This is a genomic window from Mycobacterium sp. NGS64 (assembly GCF_059812245.1).
The window spans coordinates 915,465-935,990 of sequence record NZ_JCALCI010000002.1; the positions used below are offsets into that span (position 1 = coordinate 915,465).

At 68.5% G+C, this 20,526-nt stretch carries 18 protein-coding genes; 15 read left to right on the top strand and 3 right to left on the bottom strand.

The genetic code is table 11. The annotated features are described in order from the left end of the window. Positions 1-158 precede the first annotated feature (158 nt). Positions 159-1,022 carry a TatD family hydrolase gene (locus tag AC5Y4S_RS12620; RefSeq protein ID WP_500033076.1) on the bottom strand — a complete coding sequence of 288 codons (864 nt, stop codon included), beginning with the start codon at positions 1,020-1,022 and terminating at the stop codon, positions 159-161. 18 nt (positions 1,023-1,040) lie between these two features. Between AC5Y4S_RS12620 and metG the strand changes: the two genes are divergently transcribed. Then, complete coding sequence (gene metG / locus AC5Y4S_RS12625; RefSeq protein WP_500033077.1) at positions 1,041-2,582, top strand: methionine--tRNA ligase; 1,542 nt, start codon at positions 1,041-1,043, stop codon at positions 2,580-2,582. 227 nt (positions 2,583-2,809) lie between these two features. Then, entirely contained in the window at positions 2,810-3,172 is a 363-nt protein-coding gene (locus AC5Y4S_RS12630) for a PAS domain S-box protein (RefSeq protein ID WP_068100125.1), read from the top strand. A gap of 90 nt (positions 3,173-3,262) precedes the next feature. Here AC5Y4S_RS12630 and AC5Y4S_RS12635 read toward each other — a convergent pair whose 3' ends face one another. Both AC5Y4S_RS12635 and AC5Y4S_RS12640 read right to left on the bottom strand, forming a co-directional pair. Beyond that, complete coding sequence (locus AC5Y4S_RS12635) at positions 3,263-3,991, bottom strand: TetR family transcriptional regulator (protein ID WP_500033078.1); 729 nt, start codon at positions 3,989-3,991, stop codon at positions 3,263-3,265. Positions 3,992-4,123: 132 nt separating this feature from the next. Next, positions 4,124-4,801 carry a TetR family transcriptional regulator gene (locus AC5Y4S_RS12640; protein WP_068100129.1) on the bottom strand — a complete coding sequence of 226 codons (678 nt, stop codon included), beginning with the start codon at positions 4,799-4,801 and terminating at the stop codon, positions 4,124-4,126. A gap of 524 nt (positions 4,802-5,325) precedes the next feature. Here AC5Y4S_RS12640 and AC5Y4S_RS12645 point away from each other — a divergent pair. The 13 genes from AC5Y4S_RS12645 to AC5Y4S_RS12705 all read left to right on the top strand — a co-directional run bounded on the left by AC5Y4S_RS12645 (position 5,326) and on the right by AC5Y4S_RS12705 (position 20,525). Then, entirely contained in the window at positions 5,326-6,555 is a 1,230-nt protein-coding gene (locus AC5Y4S_RS12645) for a PPE family protein (RefSeq protein ID WP_500033079.1), read from the top strand. 85 nt (positions 6,556-6,640) lie between these two features. Continuing rightward, the gene (locus tag AC5Y4S_RS12650; protein ID WP_500033080.1) at positions 6,641-7,435 is read left to right on the top strand and encodes a glycosyltransferase family protein; all 795 of its coding nucleotides are present in this window, start codon (positions 6,641-6,643) and stop codon (positions 7,433-7,435) included. After that, positions 7,432-8,130 (top strand): PIG-L deacetylase family protein, encoded by a 699-nt coding sequence (locus AC5Y4S_RS12655; protein WP_500033081.1) that lies wholly within the window; start codon positions 7,432-7,434, stop codon positions 8,128-8,130. The genes AC5Y4S_RS12650 and AC5Y4S_RS12655 overlap by 4 nt, the downstream gene beginning before the upstream one ends. Continuing rightward, entirely contained in the window at positions 8,118-9,164 is a 1,047-nt protein-coding gene (locus AC5Y4S_RS12660; RefSeq protein ID WP_500033082.1) for an NAD-dependent epimerase/dehydratase family protein, read from the top strand. Before AC5Y4S_RS12655 ends, AC5Y4S_RS12660 begins: the two co-directional genes overlap by 13 nt. Further along, the gene (rfbC, locus tag AC5Y4S_RS12665; RefSeq protein WP_500033083.1) at positions 9,161-9,718 is read left to right on the top strand and encodes a dTDP-4-dehydrorhamnose 3,5-epimerase; all 558 of its coding nucleotides are present in this window, start codon (positions 9,161-9,163) and stop codon (positions 9,716-9,718) included. Before AC5Y4S_RS12660 ends, rfbC begins: the two co-directional genes overlap by 4 nt. 42 nt (positions 9,719-9,760) lie before the next feature. Further along, the gene (locus tag AC5Y4S_RS12670; RefSeq protein ID WP_500033084.1) at positions 9,761-10,633 is read left to right on the top strand and encodes a WecB/TagA/CpsF family glycosyltransferase; all 873 of its coding nucleotides are present in this window, start codon (positions 9,761-9,763) and stop codon (positions 10,631-10,633) included. A gap of 17 nt (positions 10,634-10,650) precedes the next feature. After that, positions 10,651-12,156: a sugar transferase gene (locus AC5Y4S_RS12675; RefSeq protein ID WP_500033085.1), complete on the top strand. Its 1,506-nt coding sequence runs from the start codon at positions 10,651-10,653 to the stop codon at positions 12,154-12,156. Next, complete coding sequence (locus AC5Y4S_RS12680) at positions 12,156-13,634, top strand: flippase (protein ID WP_500033086.1); 1,479 nt, start codon at positions 12,156-12,158, stop codon at positions 13,632-13,634. The genes AC5Y4S_RS12675 and AC5Y4S_RS12680 overlap by 1 nt, the downstream gene beginning before the upstream one ends. A 65-nt stretch (positions 13,635-13,699) precedes the next feature. Continuing rightward, complete coding sequence (locus tag AC5Y4S_RS12685; RefSeq protein ID WP_500033312.1) at positions 13,700-15,649, top strand: glycosyltransferase; 1,950 nt, start codon at positions 13,700-13,702, stop codon at positions 15,647-15,649. Next, a complete protein-coding gene (locus AC5Y4S_RS12690) occupies positions 15,646-17,097 on the top strand; it encodes a hypothetical protein (RefSeq protein WP_500033087.1) in 1,452 nt (483 codons plus the stop codon). Before AC5Y4S_RS12685 ends, AC5Y4S_RS12690 begins: the two co-directional genes overlap by 4 nt. Further along, complete coding sequence (locus AC5Y4S_RS12695; protein ID WP_500033088.1) at positions 17,078-18,319, top strand: methyltransferase domain-containing protein; 1,242 nt, start codon at positions 17,078-17,080, stop codon at positions 18,317-18,319. Before AC5Y4S_RS12690 ends, AC5Y4S_RS12695 begins: the two co-directional genes overlap by 20 nt. Next, entirely contained in the window at positions 18,316-19,413 is a 1,098-nt protein-coding gene (locus AC5Y4S_RS12700) for a class I SAM-dependent methyltransferase (protein ID WP_500033089.1), read from the top strand. The genes AC5Y4S_RS12695 and AC5Y4S_RS12700 overlap by 4 nt, the downstream gene beginning before the upstream one ends. After that, positions 19,410-20,525, top strand: coding sequence for a glycosyltransferase family 4 protein (locus AC5Y4S_RS12705; protein WP_500033090.1), 1,116 nt, complete (start codon positions 19,410-19,412; stop codon positions 20,523-20,525). The genes AC5Y4S_RS12700 and AC5Y4S_RS12705 overlap by 4 nt, the downstream gene beginning before the upstream one ends. Position 20,526: the final 1 nt, after the last annotated feature.

Genomic DNA, 20,526 nt, shown 5'->3' on the forward strand with positions numbered 1-20,526 from the left:
CCCGACCTCAGCAACCAGTTACGAACCACTCAGCAGGAAAATCACTAAAACGACGAAGGGCCGCGAGGCCCGTCCGTTCGATCACAAGACGGTAACGAACCGGCCAATGTTCAGCAACTCCGACGCGTCACTGTTGGGAAAATCACCGGCCCGCGCGGCTACCCGGCGGCCAGCCCGTAGACCCGGCGGGCATTGCTGCTCGTGACCTGCGCCAAGTCTTCGGGGCGGCGATCCAGCAGTTCAGCGATCGCCCGCACAGTATAAGGAAGGCAATAGGGCTCATTCGCTGCGCCCCGATAGGGGTGCGGGGTCAAAAAAGGCGCATCGGTTTCCACCAATAGCTGCTCCGGTGGGATCAGCGCGACGGCCTCCCGCAGGGCGCGCGCATTGCGGAAACTGACCGTCCCGGACAGGCTCAGCAACCACCCACTATCCACGCAGCGGCGGGCCATCGCACTGTCCGACGAGAAGCAGTGAAAGATCACCGCGTCGGGAGCGCCCTCGGCGGCCAGCACGTCGAGCACCTCGGCGTCCGCCTCCCGGTTGTGGATCATCAGCGGTTTCCCGACGCGCTTGGCCAGGTCGATATGCCAGGCGAAGGCCTCCCGCTGCGCGGACGGCTCCGCGCAGCCCTCCAGCCGGCCCGGCCAATACATGTCCATCCCGGTCTCCCCGACCGCCACCACCCGGGGGTGGGCGGCAAGCCGCTCGATCTCGGCGCGAGCCGCGTCGTCCAGGGCGTTCGCGCGGGTCGGGTGCAGCGCCACGGCGGCGTAGACGCGCGGATCCCAGTCGGCGGCGCGCGTCACCCAGCGCGCCGAATCGAGATCGTCGGCGACGGTGACCACCGCTTGCACACCGACCGCCGCGGCGCGGTCGACGATGGCCCGCACCTCCTCGGCTCCCATATCCGGCCCGGCGCCGCACGCGTCGAGGTGGGTGTGCGCGTCGATCAGGGGCGCCAGCGGCTCGGGTGCGGGCGGCGCTTGTCGTTCACCAGAGCGGTTGGAACTCACCGCCACACAATAGGGTGAGTCTCGATGAGGCCCTACTACATCACCACCGCGATCACGTACCCCAACGCCGCGCCGCACCTGGGGCACGCGTACGAGTACATCGCCACCGACGCCATCGCGCGCTTCAAGCGGCTGGACGGTTACGACGTGCGCTTCCTGACCGGAACCGACGAGCACGGGCTCAAGGTCGCCCAGGCCGCCGCGGCCGAGGGCCTGCCCACGGCCGAGCTGGCCCGGCGCAACTCGGATGTCTTCCAGCGCCTGCAGGAGCGGCTGAACATCTCCTTCGACAGGTTCATCCGCACCACCGACGCCGACCACCACGAGGCGTCGAAGGAGATCTGGCGGCGGATGGCCGCGGCGGGCGACATCTACCTGGACACCTACTCGGGCTGGTATTCGGTGCGCGACGAGCGATTCTTCGTCGAGTCGGAGACCGAAGTCGTGGACGGGACCAGGATCGCGGTCGAGACCGGCACCCCGGTGACCTGGACCGAGGAGCGCACCTACTTCTTCCGGCTGTCGGCGTATGCCGACAAACTGTTGGCGCACTACGAGGCGAACCCCGACTTCATCGCGCCCGAGGTACGGCGCAACGAGGTGGTCAGCTTCGTCTCCGGTGGCCTGCGCGACCTGTCCATCTCGCGGACGTCGTTCGACTGGGGGGTGAAGGTCCCCGACCACCCCGACCACGTCATGTACGTCTGGGTCGACGCCCTGACCAACTACCTGACCGGCGTCGGCTTCCCCGACACCGGCTCGGAGTTGTTCCGGCACTATTGGCCCGCCGATTTGCACATGATCGGCAAGGACATCATCAGGTTCCACACCGTCTACTGGCCGGCGTTCTTGATGTCGGCCGGAATCGAATTGCCCCGCAGGGTTTTCGCGCACGGATTTCTGCTCAACCGCGGAGAGAAGATGAGCAAGTCCGTGGGCAACATCGTCGACCCGGTTTCGCTGGTCGACACCTTCGGCCTCGATCAGGTGCGCTACTTCCTGCTGCGGGAGGTGCCGTTCGGCCAGGACGGCAGCTTCAGCGAAGAGGCCATCATCACCAGGATCAACGCCGACCTGGCCAACGAGCTCGGCAACCTCGCCCAACGCTCGCTGTCGATGGTGGCCAAGAACCTGGACGGGGTGGTGCCCGAGCCGGGCCAGTTCACCGTGGCGGACACCGAGCTGCTGTCGACGGCCGACGGCCTGCTGGAGCGCGTGCGGGCCAATTTCGACGGTCAGGCGATGCACTTGGCCCTCGAGGCGATCTGGCTGATGCTCGGGGAGGCCAACAAATACTTTTCGGCCCAGGAGCCGTGGGTCCTGCGCAAGAGCGAGTCCGAGGCGGATCAGGCCAGGTTCCGCACCGTCCTCTATGTCACGTGCGAGGCCGTCCGCATCGCGGCGCTGCTCGTCCAGCCCGTCATGCCCGAGTCGGCCGGCAAGCTGCTGGACCTGCTCGGCCAAGGCGCGGACCGGCGGGCTTTTGACGCGGTCGGCGCGCGGCTGGCCCCCGGCACCGCCCTGCCGCCGCCGGCGGGTGTGTTCCCGCGTTATCAGGCGGAGTGAGCCGAAGCAGACCAACGGTACGCAGCCTCCAGCGACGCAAACGGCGCGGCTCCCGGCGCGGTTGAGTCGGCGCGACACACCCCGGGAAAGTTTCGTTTTTCGGGGCAGTACAAACCCATTCGCAGGAATCTTGCGCGCCATGGGGAAAAGCGTCGGAACTGCGTCGTGCGATAGGCCATAATCGGCGTGTGGAGCGACGACGAAGCCGGCAACAAAACCAATCGCCGATGACTACCTTGAAGGAGTTGCCCGCGTTGGTCGTCCTGGAAAGAATTCCGATTCCGGTGCTCGCCATCGGGAACGACGGCAGCATCTTGTTCACCAACACCGCCTTCGCGGAGATGGTGGGCTTCGATCCCGAAGAGGTTCTCTCCCTGCGGTTTCACGAGATCTTCCACGAGGCTCCGGAGTCGGACTCCCTGCTTTCGGTCGTGCACGCACTCGCGAACATGGTCGTCGAATTGGCCCACAAGGACGGCTCCGTGGTTCGGGCTTTGATGAGCAAGTCGGCGCTCCTGCGCGCGGACGACCAGTTCGCGCTCGCGGCGTTCCAGGACCTCACCGAGCAATTGTGGGTCGAGGAACGCTAGGCGCCGATCTTTAAACCTTTGGGAATCCGCACGGCGCAATGAGATACCCGCAGTACGAAACATGCGCGCTGGACGGGCGGTCGTAATCGCCTAGCCGGCGCCGGGGACCGCGACACCCTGGCCCTGTGCCGGTCCGGCCGGCGGTCCGTGGCGCAGCGCCTCCCTGGAAAGGAATTCGCGGAAGTAAGGTAGCGACGCCTCGGTGACGATGCCCGCGAGCATCAGTCCCCAGAATTGATTCGTGTGGGGAGCCAGACCCGCGTCGACCGCCGGACCCGCATCGCGCCCCGCCACGCCCTTGGCCGCAATCGCGTTGTACAGCAAACGCGTTCCGAACATGGCGCCGACGATCGACTCGCTTATCACCACCGGGTCGAGATCCTCTCGGACGTCGCCTTCGGCGGCCGCCCGCTGGGCCTGGGCCGCCATCAGCTCGACCATGTTGGCGCAGAACCGCATGGCGGCTTCGTTGAATCCGGTCAGAGCTGCCGTCAATTGCTCGGCGGCGCGGGCGGTCTTGTCGGAGCTGAGCACGTTGGCGATGGTGAAGGTGCCGTGGATCATATTCTCGAGCGCGGGCGACGACGACCCGCACACGTTGCGGAACGCGACGAGTATGGTCTCGGAGCCTTCTTCGATGATCGCGGAAGCCAGCGATTCCTTCGAGTCGAAGTGGTGGTAGAGGGCACCCTTGGTCATGCCGGTCCGCTCGATGATCGTGTTCCAGCCGGCCGCCGCGTACCCGACCTCGCCGAAAACGTCTATCGCGGCGTCGAGGATCTTCCGCCGAGTGGCTTCCGATCGAACCTGGCGCGCCATCGCGTCTACACCTCCGGAGTTCCGTCGATGTCCCCAGACGCGGATCTCGACAACTTCACCAACCTTCCGGCCGGAGCGGTAAGCGTAACAGCCGCCCACGCACGGGCCCGATCGCGCGACCTGCCCATGGCGTTATCCGGAATCCGTGCCCGCCGAGGTGGAGTTGATCGCCAGTGCCGCGCGGCGCCTGAGGAATTGGCGGAAGTAGTCGATGCGCTCCGGTTGCAGGATTCCGGTCAACATCAGGAGCCAGCACTTCTCCAGGTCGTGCAAGAACCGCTCCGGTTCCTCCAGGTTGCTGGTTTGGCGCAGCCCCATATGCAGGGACACCACCAGGCGTCCCACGTCTTGCGGGTCACAATGCTGGCCGACGTCGCCCTCCGCGATGGCCTGCTCGACGACCCCCGCGAGCGCCTTGGCCCATTCCTCCAACAGCTTCTTCTGCAGCCCTTCCGACCGCCCGACCGACTCGAGCAAGTTCAGCCCCGCCCTGACCCCGTCGGTTCGGATGTCGCCGGAAGCGATCAGATACGAAAAGTCGATCAGGGTCTCCAGGCCGGAAAGCCCACGAGTGAGGAGCTCCTCCACCGCGACGGCACCGGCGGCCGTCTGCTTCTCGATGATCGCCACGGCCAGCGCGTGCTTGGAACGGAAGTGGAAATACATCGCCCCCTTGGTCAGCTCCGCTTCCGCGAGGATGTCGTCCAGGCCGACGTCGTGATAGGCCCGGCGAGCGAACTGATGCGAAGCGGCCCGCAAAATCTGTCGCCGCGTCGCGTCCGCGCGTCCGTCGGTCGAATGGGCGGTCATCGGAACCGAGAACTCAACTGTCCGGTTCGGGCCGACCACGCCGGTGCATAAGCAAGGCGGGTGATCATTCCGGGGCCGGTGCCATGGCCCGAATCGATCGCTTCCACGTTCTCGATGCCTTCCTCGAGCAGGGCACACACCTCGTTCTCAGGGCCAGCACTCGGCGGTGTGCCTCGGGCGGCATATGGGCCGTCTTTGAGGTTAGCAGTCAGGGGTCGTTCCACGGCATTCAACGCAGCGGGTCGCGTTAACAAACTCACAAATACTGTTGGTAAGACAACATGGTGTATGCCGAACCAAAAGTATGTATAATCGCTTTCTATGTGGCCTTCAGTTTCTTCGCCTGATCAGCGCCCCTTTTGCGGACCGCGGGCGTGCGGTGCTGTTCGATCGCCGCGCCGACCACTGCGCCGGGCGACCCGCGCCGACCTCGGACGACGTGTGTCGTTCGTCACGTCAGGGGCGTCCGTCGCTGCCGGCGCCAACGCGGCCGGCGGCGCGTCGACGGACAGGGATCATTCGAAATGATCGACTTTGGCGCTCTTCCGCCGGAGATCAACTCCGCGAGGATGTACGCCGGCCCCGGCGCGGGGTCGCTGACGGCGGCCGCGGTGGCCTGGGACAACCTGGCCACCGAACTGCATTCCGCCGCGGCCGCGTATCGGTCGATCATCTCGGGCTTGACGGTCGGGCGGTGGCTGGGCCCCGCGTCGCTGAGCATGGCATCTGCGTTCGGACCGTACGTCGCGTGGACGGCCGGGGCTGCCGCACGGTCAGCGGAGGCCGCCGGTCAGGCCAGGCTTGCAGCGGAAATATATGACGCGGCCTGGGCCGCGACCGTGCCGCCGCAGGCGGTCATCGCCAACCGGGTCCAACTCGCGTCGTTGATCGCCACCAACTTCTTCGGTCAGAACTTGCCGGCGATCGCGGCCAACGAAGCCCAATACGCCGAGATGTGGGCTCAAGACGCGGTGGCGATGTACGAATACGCGGCTAATTCGGCGCTGGCCGCGGAGCTCACAACGTTCACGCCTGCGCCGGAGGTCGCCGACCCCGCCGCCGCGGCGGGCCAGGCCACCGCGGTCTCCCAGGCCGCCGCCGGGGCGGGCACCCAGCAGGTCTCACTGGCCGGCCTGATGTCCACGGTGTCCTCGATGTTGCAGACCCTGGCGACACCCGCCGCGGCGAGCGCTGGCGCGGAAACGCCCTGGGGGACGCTGGTGGGCGGGCTCACCGCCGGGACCGGCGGCCTGTCGATGTCGAGCTTCATGAGCAACCTCGAAAGCAACCTGCCGGCCCTGCTGCCGGGCTACCTGATGGTGGCCGCGACACCGCTGTACGGCCTGTCCAGCGTGCTGGGCATGGCCCAGACCCTGCAGGGGATGGCGGCCACCGCGTCGACGGCGGCCGCGAGCGCGGCCGACGTCGCCGGGCAGGCGGCGGCCGAGGCCGCGGGCGCGGCGGAAGCCGCAGGTGCGGGCGTGGTGGGCGGCCTGGGCCAGGCCGCCTCGCTCGGCCCGCTCTCGGTGCCCGCCAGCTGGACCAGCGTCATCCCGACCGCGCAGCTGACCAGCGCGGGCGCGATATTGCCCAACGCCGGCGTTCCGGGCGGCATCGGCACCGTGCCGCCGAGCATGCTGGGCGGCCTGCCGGGCGGCGCCGCGGGGCGCCAGGCGCCCGGTCCGCGATACGGGCAGATACCGACGGTCATGGCACAGCCGCCGTCGGGCGGCTATGGGGCGGCGATCGTATGACCGGCCCAAACCACGAAATACCAAAAGTATCGTTTTCGGCTATTGAGCGGGAACTAGGTCTCGATTCCTCGAAGGGATGGTTGTCATGAAAGTCGTGCTCTTCTGTGGCGGTTACGGCATGCGGATGCGGACCGCCGAGGGCGACCAGGTTCCCAAGCCGCTGCAGATGGTCGGGCCTCGACCGCTGCTGTGGCATGTGATGCGCTACTACGCCCACTTCGGGCACAAGGAGTTCATCCTCTGCCTCGGCTACGGACAGGCCGCGGTCAAGGACTTCTTCCTCAACTACCGCGAGATGGAGTCCAACGACTTCGTCATGCGCGCCGGTCAGATCGAGCTGCTCGATTCCGACATGTCCGACTGGAGCATCACCTTCGTCGACACCGGGCTGGAATCGCCGATCGGCGAGCGGCTGCGGCGGGTGCGCAAGTACCTCGGGAACGACGAATACTTCCTGGCCAACTACGCCGACGTGCTGACCGACGCGCCGCTCGACACCATGATCGACCGGCTCAAGACGAGCGGCGCGGCCGCCTCCATGTTGATCGTGCCGCCCCAGTCGTCCTTCCACTGCGTCGACGTCACCACCGGCGGTGACATCAAGGAGATCGCTCCGATCGCCAAGTTCCCGATCTGGGTCAACGGGGGCTACTTCGTATTGACCCAGGAGGTCTTCGACCTCATTCCGGAGAACGGCGACCTCGTCGGCGATGCCTGCATGGCGCTCGCCGGAACCGGCCGGCTCCTCGGCTACCAGCATGACGGCTTCTGGAAACCGGCCGACACTTTCAAGGAACGCGCGGAACTCGACGCCGACTACAACACCGGAAACCGCCCCTGGATGGTGTGGGAGCAGGCCCCTGCGAGACGTTCGGCATGATCCAGCTGAACACGGGCGCAATCGACTCGATTGCCGTCATCGGCGCGCACTGTGACGACATCGTCATCGGTGCGGGCGCGACGCTGTTGCAGATCGCCCGCCACAACCCGGGTGTCGTCGTGCACGCCCTGGTGCTCACCGGCGCCGGCACCGAACGCGAGATAGAGGAAAAGAACGCCTTCGCGGCGCTGTTCCCGCGCTCGGAGGTCCGGTTGACGGTGGCCGACCTGCCCGACGGTCAGCTGCCGGGCCACTGGGGAGCGGTGAAGCGCCAGCTTGCCCAGTTCCGCCGCGAATGCCAGCCCGATCTGGTGATCGGTCCGCACCGCCACGACTACCACCAGGACCATCGCTTGGTCGCCGAGCTCATCCCGACCGAGTTCCGTGCGCAGCTGGTGCTGGGGTACGAGATTCTCAAATGGGAGTCCGACTTGCCGAATCCCACTCTCTACGTGGGCATCCCGGCGGAGATCGCCCACCAGAAGGCGCAGCTGCTCGCGCAGTCGTACCCATCGCAATCGGGCCGCGACTGGTTCGACGACGAGGCGTTCCTCGGCCTGATGCGCGTCCGGGGCGTCCAGTGCCGGGCGCGCTACGCCGAAGCCTTTGTGGGCGAGAAGGCGGTCATCACTCCCTTCGACGCCCTTTCGACAACTGATCTTTCGACGGGAGGGATGACGCCATGCGAGTGCTGATCACCGGCACGGAGGGCTATCTCGGTTGCCTCCTGGCGCCGCTGCTCCTCGAGGACGGGCACGACGTCGTCGGTTTGGACACCGGCTACTACCGCGCCGGTTGGCTGTGCCCGGGCCCGCTCGCCGGCAGCGCCCACCCGGCGGCGCCGCTGACCCTCATCAAGGACATTCGCGACGTGACCGTCGCGGACCTGCGCGGGTTCGACGCGATCGTGCACATGGCGGAGCTGAGCAACGATCCGATCGGCGACCTGATCGGCGACGTCACGTACGAGGTAAACCACCGCGGCAGTGTGCATTTGGCAGAGTGCGCCAAGCGCGCCGGCGTCGCCCGATTCGTCTACATGTCGTCGTGCAGTGTGTACGGGATCGCCGACGGGACGGTCGACGAGACCAGCCCCATCAACCCGCTGACCCCGTACGCCAAGTGCAAGGCCCTGGTCGAGCGGGACCTCACCGCGATGGCCGACGACGACTTCTCGCCGGCGTTCCTGCGCAACGCAACGGCATTCGGCGCCTCCCCCCGCATGCGCTTCGACATCGTGCTGAACAACCTGGCGGGTTACGCCTGGACCGAACATCGCATCGCGATGACCAGCGACGGCACCCCGTGGCGGCCGCTGGTGCACGCCCTCGACATCGCTCAGGCCATCCGGTGCGCGCTGCGCGCCGACCGGCAGACCGTGCACAAACTCGTGGTCAACGTCGGCAGCGACGAAAACAACCGCACGGTGCGCGAAATCGCGGAGACCGTCAGCGCCGAGTTCCCCGGCTGCGAACTCACTTTCGGCCCGCCCAACGCGGACAACCGCAGCTACCGGGTGGCGTTCGGCAAGATCGGCGAGGTCTTCCCCGACTTCCGCGCCGAGTGGGACGTCGCGGCCGGGGCGGCACAACTGCATCGCGTCTTCCAAACCATCGAAATGGATCCCGAGACATTCCACGGCCGCGGGCACACCCGCCTGAAGCAGATCGAATACCTGCTCAAGACCGGGCAGGTCGACCAGCGACTGTTCTGGAAGGAGACGCAGTGAAGTACACCCCCACGAGTGTCGCCGGGGTGACGATCATCGACATCGAACCCAATCGCGACCATCGCGGCTTCTTCTCTCGATCCTTCTGCGCCGACGAATTCCAGACCTACGGGCTCATTTCCGAAGTGGCACAAACAAGCCTGTGCTTCAACTACACCCGGGGGACGGTGCGCGGCCTGCACCGGCAGGCGCCGCCGCACGCCGAGGCGAAACTGGTGCGTTGCGTGCGCGGCGCGATCGCCGACGTCGCCGTGGACATCCGGCCCGAATCGCAGACCTACGGCAAGCACGTGATGGTCGAGTTGACGGCGGAGAACCGCCGCGCGCTGTTCCTGCCGCCCTACGTCCTGCACGGCTTCCAGACGCTGACCGACGACACCGAGGTCATGTACCAGATCAGCGGACCCTACGTGCCCGATAGCGAAGAGGGATTCCGCTGGGACGAAACGGAATTCGCCATCAAATGGCCGCTGCCGGTGACCGTCATGTCGGAGAAGGACGCCAGCTGGCCCTTTATGGATGAGACGGCGGCGGCCGAGAGCGAGGCGTCATGACCTCGTACCGCCCGGTCCGAGAGCGCCTGGGATAGGTTTGCCATGGGCCACGAATCCTCAGCTGCCCCGGTGCGCATGGTCGTCAGCGGGAGCGTCGTAGAACGCTGCGACACCGACCAGGTGCTGTCCATCATCTCGGCTCGCCTGCGCTCGCGGGCGGGCGGGCTGGCGGTGGGCTCGGTGAACCTGGATCACCTCCACCACTTCCGCCCGCTTGGCGCGACGCCCACGAGCCGGCTGGAATGGCTGTTGCTGGCCGACGGCATGCCCATCGCGTGGCGGGGGCAACTGCTGACCGCAAAGCCGTGGCCGCGCGTGACCGGCGCGGACTTGCTGCCCGCCGTGTTGGCCTTGGCCGAGTCGGCGGGTCAGCGGGTCGGCTTCTTCGGCGGCAGCGCCCAGACCCATCGGCTGTTGGCGCAGCGGCTGCCGGCGCGCTATCCCGCGCTGGTGGTCTCGGGCATGTGGGCGCCCGACCCGGCCGACATCGAATCGGGCTCCGACGCCCTGGCCGCCGATATCCGCGCGGCGGGCACCGACGTCCTGGTGGTCAGCCTCGGCAAGCCACGCCAGGAGCAGTGGGTGGACCGGCACGGATTGGCCACGGGCGCAAAGGTTTTCCTACCGTGCGGGGGTGCCATCGACTTCCTGGCCGGCATGACCAGCCGCGCCCCGAACTGGATGCAGCGAGCCGGCCTGGAATGGTTCTACCGGTTAACCCGCGAGCCCCAGCGCCTGGCCCGCCGGTATCTGCTGCAGGGGCCGCTGGCCTTGCTGCGCGCATCGCGCGCCCAGCTGATCTGTTATCCCGGCGTGTACTACGCCGGGATGCCGGCCTTCGAAAACACCGAAACCATCGGAACCACCGAAACCACCGAAACCCTCCTCGCCGCAGCGCAATCGGCGACGGCGTAACCGAGAGAACGGCCATCATGACGACCACGCTTCGAGCCGACACCGGCCCGGCCCGGCTTGCGGTGCTGCCCGCGCCGCGGGCCGGCGCCAAGGCCGTTGCCCGTTGGCAGCAGCGGTACTCGGCTCGCCTGCGCGTCACCGACTCGATGATCGTCTGCGCCGCGGTCGCGCTCGCCCAGTTTGTCCGGTTCGGGGACTCGCCGAACACGTCCGGGTACCCCGGTCCCGTCATGACGCTGTTCTCGGTTCTCTTTGCCGCGCTCTGGCTTTCGTCGATGTCGATGTTCCAAACCCGGTCCACCCGGATCATCGGCGCAGGGATCGACGAATACCGGCGCATCGCCGGCGCCTCGTTCTGGACGTTCGGGTTCATCGCCATCGTCACGCTGCTGGCCAAGATCGAACTGGCCCGCGGCTATCTGGCGGTCGCGCTTCCCGTGGGCACCGTCGGGTTGCTGGCGAGCCGCAACCTGTGGCGCAAGCACGTCTGGCGCAAACGGGCGCAAGGGCAATACCAGTCGCTGGTATTGGCGATCGGGGACCGCCCGGGAGTTTCACACCTCGCCCACGAGCTGATCCGCAATCCGAACGACGGCTATCTGGTGGTCGGCGTCTGCATTGCGGGCTACGGCCCGCCGCGCGGCGAGATGCTGACGGTCCAGGGTCGCAAGATCGCGATCCTCGGCGACGAAACCACCGCGGTGTCCGCGATCGCCGGCTGCGGCGCCGACACGGTGGCGGTGACGCGCACCGAGCACTTCGGCGTGCACGGGATCCGGGACCTGATGTGGCGATTGGAGACGATGGACGTCGACCTGGTGGTGGCGCCCGGGGTGGTGGACGTCGCCGGGGCGCGGCTGACCCTCAAGCCCATCGCGGGATTCCCGCTGCTGCATGTCGACAAGCCGCAATACGAAGGGACTCAACGGTTTCAGAAGCGCGCCTTCGATTTCTGCTTCGCCCTGGCCGCGCTCGTCGCGACCTCGCCGCTGCTCGTCGCCGCCGCCGTCGGCATCAAGGCGACGAGCAGGGGGCCGGTCTTCTACCGCGCGGAGCGCATCGGCCTGGACGGCAAGCCCTTCACGATGTTCAAGTTCCGCACCATGGTGGATGGCGCCGACACCCAGGTCGAGCGGCTGATGCCGCTCAACGAGGGCGCCGGCGGCATGCTCTTCAAGATTCGCCAGGACCCGCGGGTGACACCCATCGGAAAGGTACTGCGCCGGTTTAGCATCGACGAGTTGCCACAGTTCATCAACGTGCTCAAGCAGGACATGAGCGTCGTGGGACCGCGCCCGCCGCTGCGGCGCGAGGTCGAGAACTACGACGGCGAGGTCAAACGCCGCCTGCTGGTGAAGCCGGGCGTGACCGGGCTGTGGCAAGTCAGCGGCAGGTCGGACCTCTCGTGGGAGGACTCGGTGCGGCTCGACCTGTCGTATGTCGACAACTGGTCGATGACGGGCGACCTGCTGATCATCGCCCGAACGCTCAAGGCCGTGCTGAGTAGCGACGGGGCGTACTGATGGCGCACGACACCACGATCGAGCCGGCCCCGGTGGCGCCGGCGGGCGCGTCGGTGCCGCGGTCGCGGATCGCGCACGCGTTCTCCGTCCAGCTCGTCTGCCGGGCGCTGGGGATGCTGGCCTCTGTCGTCTCGGTCGCGATGACGGCCCACTACCTCGGGCCCGGGCGCTACGGCCAGCTCACCATCGCGGTCGCCTTCGTCGGAATGTGGGCCAGCCTGGCCGATCTCGGCATCGGCACCGTCATCGTGCGCCGGGTGACCGCCGGGACGGGCGACCTGGAGCGGCTCGTCCGCATCAACAGCGGACTGTCCCTGATGTACTGCCTGCCGCTCGCGGCACTGGCGGCGGGTTCGGGTCTGCTGCTCTACCGTGACGCCGACGTGCGGATGATGCTCGTGGTGTTGTCGGGCCAGCTGCTGATGCTGACGATGACGACGCGGTTCGAGCCGGTGTTCCTGTCCACCGTCCGTTTCTCGGCCGTGGCGATGTCCGACCTGCTGGGCCGGGTGGGCACGCTGGCGATGGTCAGCTACCTGGTGGCCGTACGGGCCGACGTCGTCTGGTTCGCGGTCGCGCAGCTGATACCGCCGGCGCTGCAGCTGCTGATCCAGGGCACCGCGGCGGCCCGGCACATCTCGTTGCGCCCGATCTTCGCGCCGCGGGAGGTCGCGGACCTGTTGCGGGAGAGCGCATTCCCGATCGGTGTCGCCGTCGTCGGCGTCCTGTACTGGCGCACCGACGGCGTCATCCTGTCGAAGGTGAGCACGCATTCGGAGGTCGGTGTCTACGGGTTGGCCTACACCGTGGCGTTCAACACGCTGGTCGTCTCGATGTTCTTCCTCAAGGCGACGCTGTCGACGGCCACCGAACTGTTTTCCCGCGACGTCGCCGCGTTCGCCAAGTTCCTGCGCCGCTGCGTCGAGCTGATGTACTTCGTGGGGGTCCCGGTCGCCGTCATCGGCACGTTGCTGGCCCGGCCCCTGATCGAATTGCTCGGCGACCGCGAGTTCGTCGAGCGAGGCGCGCCGACCCTGGCGACGCTATTCGTCGCGGTGGCTTTCCGTTTCGTCACCGGCACCCTGGGCCAGGGGCTGTTCGCCTGCCACCAGCAGAAGTTCCTGTTCCGGTTGTCGATCGCGACGCTGGCATTCAACGTCGTGCTGAACCTGGTCCTGGACGCGCCGTTCGGCGCGGTGGGCGCCGGCCTGGCGTTGGTGGGCACCGAGCTGTTCGGCATGGTGCTAGCCACCTGGTGGCTGCGCCGCGAGTGCAACTACCGCACGCCGGTGGCGTTCCTGCTCCGGCTGCTGGTCCCCACGGCGGCCAGTGTTGCGGTGGCACTGCTGCTTTCGGGCCACCACGTCGCGCTGACCGTGGCCGCCGCGGCCGCCGCGTACCTGGCCACCAGCGCGGCGGTCGGGCCGTTCGGCTGGTCGTCACTGGCCGCGCTGCGCCACAGGTCGGTGGTCGCATGAACCGCGAACTGGAACGCGCGTACCTCAAGCCGCCGGTCGGCACACTCACCAGGTCCGGCCGGCCGATGGTGGTCATGATCGTGACCTACAAGAGCCACGACCTGGTGGAGCAGTGTCTGGCCGGCGTCGCCGAACACCTGCCCGGGCTGCCGGTGTACGTCTACGAGAACAGCGGCGACACCTACCCCGGTCGCGAGGAGCTGGCGGCCCGACACCCGGAGGTGCACTGGGTGTTGGGTCCGGTCAATCTCGGCTTCGCCGCGGCGTTTAACGCCTTGGTCGAGCACACGCCTCCGGACGCCGACCTGCTGCTGCTGAACGCCGACGCCCGCTTGCAGGGGCCGCTCGCGCGGACCCGGGAGCTGCTTCGCCAGGAGAAGGTCGCCGCCGTGGCGCCCATGGTGCACGACGACGGCGCCCCCGGCCCGGAACGGTGGGACATCGCGACGCGGCGCCGGACCCTGAGCCGGGCGCTGGTCGCGGCCGCCGGCTATTCGGATCTGCTGCGCGGCACGCCGATTTCGCACCTGTATGCCCGCCAGCCCGGCGAGTCGGAAAGCATTGACGGCTATGTGGGCGGTGCCTGCCTGGCCATCAACCGTGCGGCTTGGAACGAAATCGGCGGCTTCGACGAGGAGTTCTTCCTCTACGGAGAAGAGACCGATTGGCAGGCCCGCGCCAGCGCGGCGGGCTGGCGCATCCTGCTGGCCGACGAAATCGACGTCGACCACGGTAATCCGGCGACCGCCGGCCGGTTGGAGGAGCCCGATGCCGCGCACGGCGCGGAGGTCTCGACGCCGGAACGCCGCCGCAATCGCGACCTGTTGCGCGCCAACATCGCACTGTTGCTCGAACACCAGGACGGCGTACATCACGCTGACCTCTACCTGGCCGGCACCACCCTGTTGGAGCGGCTGCAGCGCTCCAAGCGCGAGGCGCGGCGGCGCGCCATGAGCCACACGGCAACCCGGCGCAGCGGCAAGCCGGCGATCGTGATCACCACCAACCGCCTGGTCTACGGCGGCGCCGAGCGCCAAAAGGCCCTGTTGGCCGCGGAATTGGATCGGCGCGGCTACCCGGTCACCATCGTCTGCATGCAGCGGTTCGGCCCGCTGATCAAGGAGGTCCCGCACAGCGTGCGGGTGGTGCGCCAACCCTGGTGGGCACCGGCCGTCGACGTTCCGCCCGGCCCGGCGGTGCTGGTCAGCGGTGACACCAACACCGAGACCGGGTTCGCCACGCTGTGGCGCGCGCGCGGCGGCGACCGGCGCTGGCTGGTCGCGCCGCACGTACCCCCGGAACCGGACCGCCCCATCTACTCGCGGCCACTGGCGGCGGCCATGCGCCGCTGCGACGGCTTCGTCGTCCTCGCCCAACGCCATTGGGACATGCTGACTGCGCAGCACCGACTCGGCGGGCGCCGATTCGTCGCGCCCAACGGCGTGGCGGTGACGGGTGAGCCGCAGCCCCGCGTTCGGGGCGCCGGTGATCCGGTGCAGTTGGTGATGCTCTCGCGCATCGTCGAGCACAAGAACCCGCACCTGCTGATCGATGCGCTCGGTGGCCTGACCGACATGCCTTGGGAGCTCTCGATATTCGGCGACGGACCCGACCGGGATCGGCTGCAGGCCCGCACCCCCGCGGCGCTGCGCGACCGGGTGCACTGGCGCGGCTGGTCGGCCGGGCCGGGTCCCGCGCTGGCCGACGCCGACCTGTTGTGCGTGCCCAGTCGCTCCGAGGCGTTCCCGCTGGCCATCCTGGAGGCGATGGCGCGGGCGGTACCCGTTGCCGCGTCGGCGATTTGTGCCGTTCCGGAGATGCTGGACTTCGGCAAGGCCGGTTTCGTCGTCGAGCCCGTCACGGTGGCGGCGTGGCGTGAATGCCTCGCCCAGATCTTGGCCGACCCCGCCGCGCTGCCATCGGTGGGACGGCGCGGCCACGAGCGCATGCGCCTGCATTACACGGTGGAGGCGATGGCCGACGAGTACCTCGAAGCCATCGAGGCCGTGCTGTGAGCGCGTTGAGGCTGAACTGGAAATCGGCCCGCCGCACCAAGCGTCGCGAACGGGCGGCCGTCATCGAACCGACTCCGTGGTACGAAACGGCGATCCTGGGCGGTGGGCCGGCCGGGACTGGAGCGCTGGTCTGGGCGGCACGTCACGGTCGGCTGGGCGCGTGGCTGGACGGCGGCGTCGCGTTGGTGGAGCAGGCCGACGAGCTGGGCGGGACGCTCGGCCGATACGCCCTTAACGCCGACTCGCGCGGCACCTCCTTCCTGGAGTGCCTGGACGGACCGGATCGCGCCCCGTTGCTCGCCGACGTCGGGGCCGATCCCGTTGCGCAAGAACTGGAACGCTTCCGGGACACGCATCCCACGCTGGAGCTCGTCGATCGCTTCGAGCGACGCCTCGGTGCCGCCATTCTGGCCGAGTTCGACCGGCATCTGAACAGCCGCGCCTTCACCGGCACACGCGCCGAGGCGATCCGGCTGCAGGACGACGGCTCGGTCGCGGTGTTCACCACCAACGCCGACGGGCGGCGCACGCTGGTCCGGGCCGCCAGCGCGGTCGTCGCGATCGGCGGGCGGCCGAACGCGTCCTGGTCCGAGATCGAGGTCACGCCCGGCGTCCACCTCGGGGACTGGCGCGAGAAGATCGTGTCCAGCCACCGGCTCCTCAGCCGAGGCGGCGCGCAGGAGGTGGCGAGACGGCTGGCCCGCGTGCACGGCAGCCCGCGGGTGGTCATCCTGGGCGGGGCGCACAGCGCATTTTCGGCGGCATGGACGCTGCTGGAACAGATTCCGGGGCTGAGCTCCGGTCCCCGCGGCGTCCAAATCCTGCATCGCAGCGAACCGCGGCCCACTTATGCGTCGCGTGCCGCGGCCCACGTCGACTTCTACGAGTTCTCCGAATCCGACGTGTGCGCGGCCACCGGGCGCGTGCATCGGCTGGGCGGGTTGCAGGGCGACGGCCGCGAAGTGTGGCGGCGCATGCATCGCAAGCCTGGGGCGGAGCCCGACGACCGCGCGGTGGCCATGCCGATCGGCGGCCTGTCCCGCGCGGGTCTGCTCGGCCTGCTGGCCGACTGCGATCTGATCATTCCGGCCCTGGGCTACCGCCTTGCGGCACCACCCATTTACAACGCGCGCGGGACGCGAGTCCCGTTGGCGCACAACGGCCCGGCGGTCGACACGCACGCGCGGCTGTTGGACCGGTACGGCACGCCGATCGCGGGGGTCTTCGGGGTCGGGCTGGGTAGCGGGTTTTTGCCCTGGGGCGCGATGGCCGGCGAGGAGTCCTTCTCCGGCCAGCAGAACAGCCTCTGGCTCTACCAGAACGGCCTGGGCAAGCTCATTCACGACAGCACCCGACGGCGGGCCCAACGGCTCGCCTTGAACATCGAACCCGCCCAAATATCCAGCCGCACAGAGAATTGGGAGCCATATGCTTTGCCGGTTGTGTGACTCGGAGCGCCTGCTCAGCGTCGTGGACCTGGGCGCCACTCCGCCGTGCGAGAAATTCCTCACCGTCGAGGAACTCGACCTTGCGGAGCAGACCTACCCGCTACATCTGCGGTTGTGCGAGGACTGCCTGCTGCTGCAGATACCGGCGCTGATCACGCCCGAAGACACCTTCACCGAATACGCCTACTTCGCTTCGTATTCGGACAGTTGGGTGCAGCACGCCAAGCGCTTCGTCGACGAAGCCGTCCAGCGGCTCGGCCTTGGCCCGGATTCGCGGGTGGTCGAGGTCGCCAGCAATGACGGCTACCTGCTGCAGCACGTCGTCGCGGCGGGCGTGCCATGCCTGGGAATCGAGCCGTCCGAGAACGTCGGCGCCGCCGCCCGCGCGCGCAACATCCCCACGCTGACAGCGTTTCTGGACGAGAACACGGCGACCCAGGTTCGCGAGGAACACGGGCCCGCCGACCTCGTCGTCGCCAACAACGTCTACGCGCACATCCCCGATCTGCGCGGCTTCACCCGCTCGCTGCGCAGGCTGATGGACGACGACGGCTGGCTGAGCATCGAGGTACACCACGCGCTGAACCTGGTGCGGCTCGGGCAGTTTGACACGATTTACCACGAGCACTTCCAGTACTACAGCCTGTTCTCGGCGATCTGCGCGCTGGCCACCTCCGGGCTCGCCGTGGTCGACGTCGAGCTGCTGCCCACCCACGGCGGGTCGATGCGCATCTGGGCCCGCTCGGCGGATATCGCCTCGCGGCCGACCGAACGGGTGGAGAGGGTGATGCGCGCCGAAGAAGCCGCGGGTCTGCACCGTGCCGACGGCTACCTGCAACTGCGTCCCCGGGCGGAGGCGATCCGGCACGAGCTGCTGCGGTTCCTGCTGGATTGCCGTGCCGACGGCAAGCGCGTCGTCGGCTACGGCGCGCCGGGCAAGGGCAACACCCTGCTCAACTATTGCGGGATCCGAACCGACCTCCTCGAATACACCGTCGACCGCAACCCGTACAAGCACGGGCGCTTCACCCCGGGGACCCGGATCCCGATCTACGAACCCGAGCGCATCGCCGAAGACCGCCCGGATGTGGTGCTGGTGTTGCCGTGGAACCTCGAGGCGGAGCTGACCGAGCAGCTTCAGTACGTCGCCGGGTGGGGCGGCCGGCTCGTCTTTCCGCTTCCGACCCTGCACGCCGCGGAAATTGGTAGCGTGCGCCGATGAGCACCTGCCGGGGGTGCGGCGGCACCGATCTTCGACGGGTCCTCGACCTGGGGACCGTGCCGGCCGGCGACGACTTCCCGCCGGTCGCCGAACCCGTGCGCCCCGAGGAATCGTCGCATCCGCTCGCGATGGAACTCTGCGGCCGCTGCGGCCTGGCCCAGCTCGCCGACGACGACACCGCCGCCGCCGAGCCGCGCGGCATCGAGCCGCAGGCCTTGCGCGACCAGGCGGCCGAGGCCGTCCGGCGCGTCGCGGACGCGGGCTGGCTGCGCGGCGCCACCGCACGAGAATTCGGCAGCCCGCACGGCGGAACCTGGTTGCCGCTGCTGGCGGAGCGCGGTTTCGCCGAGGCGGAACGGGGCGACGTCGTGCTCGACTCGTTCGGCATCATGCACGAACCCGACCAACGGCAGGCCTTCCGACTCCGCGCGGAGGCCACCTCGCCCGACGGCGTGCTGCTGCTGCAATTCCACTCGCTGTTGACGATCGTGACCCAGGGGCAATGGGATGCGTTGCGCCACAGCCATTACGCCTACTATTCGCTGACGGCATTGACCGGTCTGCTCGCCGCGGTCGGCATGAGCGTGGCCTCGGCGTGGGAGTTCGATCTCTACGGCGGCACCGTGCTGGTTGCCGCCGTGCACGGCCAGGTCGACCCCGACGAACGCACCGGGGAAATCCTGCGCCGCGAGCAAAGCGCCGGCATCACCGACGCGGCGGTCGTCGGCGGTCTGCAGCGCGACGCCGAGCGTCACGCCACCCAGTTGCGCGACTGGCTGCGGGAGCAGGCGGGCGACCGGCGCACGGTGTACGGGTACGGCGCCGGGTCGCGCGTCACCGCGTTGTTCAACATCGCCGGCGTCGACCGGCAACTGTTGCGGGCCGTCGCCGACGCGTCACCGGCCAAGCAGGGGCGCCGGATTCCCGGGACCGACGTCGGCATCATCTCGCCCGAACAGCTCATCGCGGCCGACCCCGATCGCGTCATGCTGACATTGCCGGATCTGTACGACGAGGTGCGGCGGGCCTACCCGCAACTGGAGGGGCGCTGGTCGATCGACCCCGGCGCGGTCAAGGACCGGGCGTTGACATGAATCCCATTCGGGTGCTTTGGCTTTCGCCGTGGATGCGGCCCCTCGCGCGCGTCCAGGTCGAGGCGCTGCGGCGGCGCGGAGCCGACGTGTTGCTGGTGACGTCCGACCAGCACCCCGAGTCGGACGGCGCCCGCGACTACGAGCTGGTGCTCGACCCGCGGTTCCGCGCGGCCGGAACCTGGCCGTCGAGTCTCGCCGCCTGGCGGCGCATCCGCGACTACCGGCCGCAGGTGGTGATCACCGAGCTGGTCCGCGATCCACGCTGGATGGCATTGGCCGGCGGTGTGCCCCGGGTGCAGCTGGTCCACGACGACAGCCCCCACGACGCCGGCGAAGCGCGACCGGCTTACGAGCGTGCGGTGTTCGACCGCTGGGGCGCCCGCTCGGCGGCCACGGTCACCTACAGCGACTACGTCGCGGAAGCCATCAGCACCCGACGAGACGTCGCCCGGACGCCCGTGCACACGTTGCCGCTTACCAGCGACCTCGACGTCGACCTCGTGCCGGCGCCGGTCCACGCCGAGGGGCGCCGCGATTTCGTGATGGTGGGCCGGCTCAACCCGTACAAGAACATCGACGTGGTGCTGCGGGCCTGGCAACGGCACGTGACCGGCGACGGCTGGCGCGGCGACGAGCTGGTGCTGATCGGCGACGGACCGATCGCCCTGCGAAGCGCCCGGCTGCCGCAACACGCGCGGTGGCGCTCCGGCCCGTACCGCTACGCCGATGTCGTCGAAACGCTCTCGGCCGCAAAGGGTTCGGTCGCCCACTACCGGCGCGCCTCGCAGAGCGGGGTGCAGGTGCTGTCGATGCAGCTGGGCGTGATGCCGATCGTCTCCACCATCGGCGGGCTGCCGGAATACCAGCCGCCGGGCGGCCCGACGGTCGATGTCGACGACGTCGCGGGGCTGGCCGCAGCGTTCGACAGGCTGGCGGACCCGGCCACCGCCGCGCGCCTCGGTGCCGAGGCGGCGCACCACTACGCGGAGCGCTTCAGCGTCGACCGGGTCGCCGACCGCATGCTGGATATCCTCACAGAGGTCTTGGTCACGCACCCGCCGCACAGCGCGCGTGAGCTCGAGAGCGCCGGCAGGCGCCGGGAAAGGTTTTAGC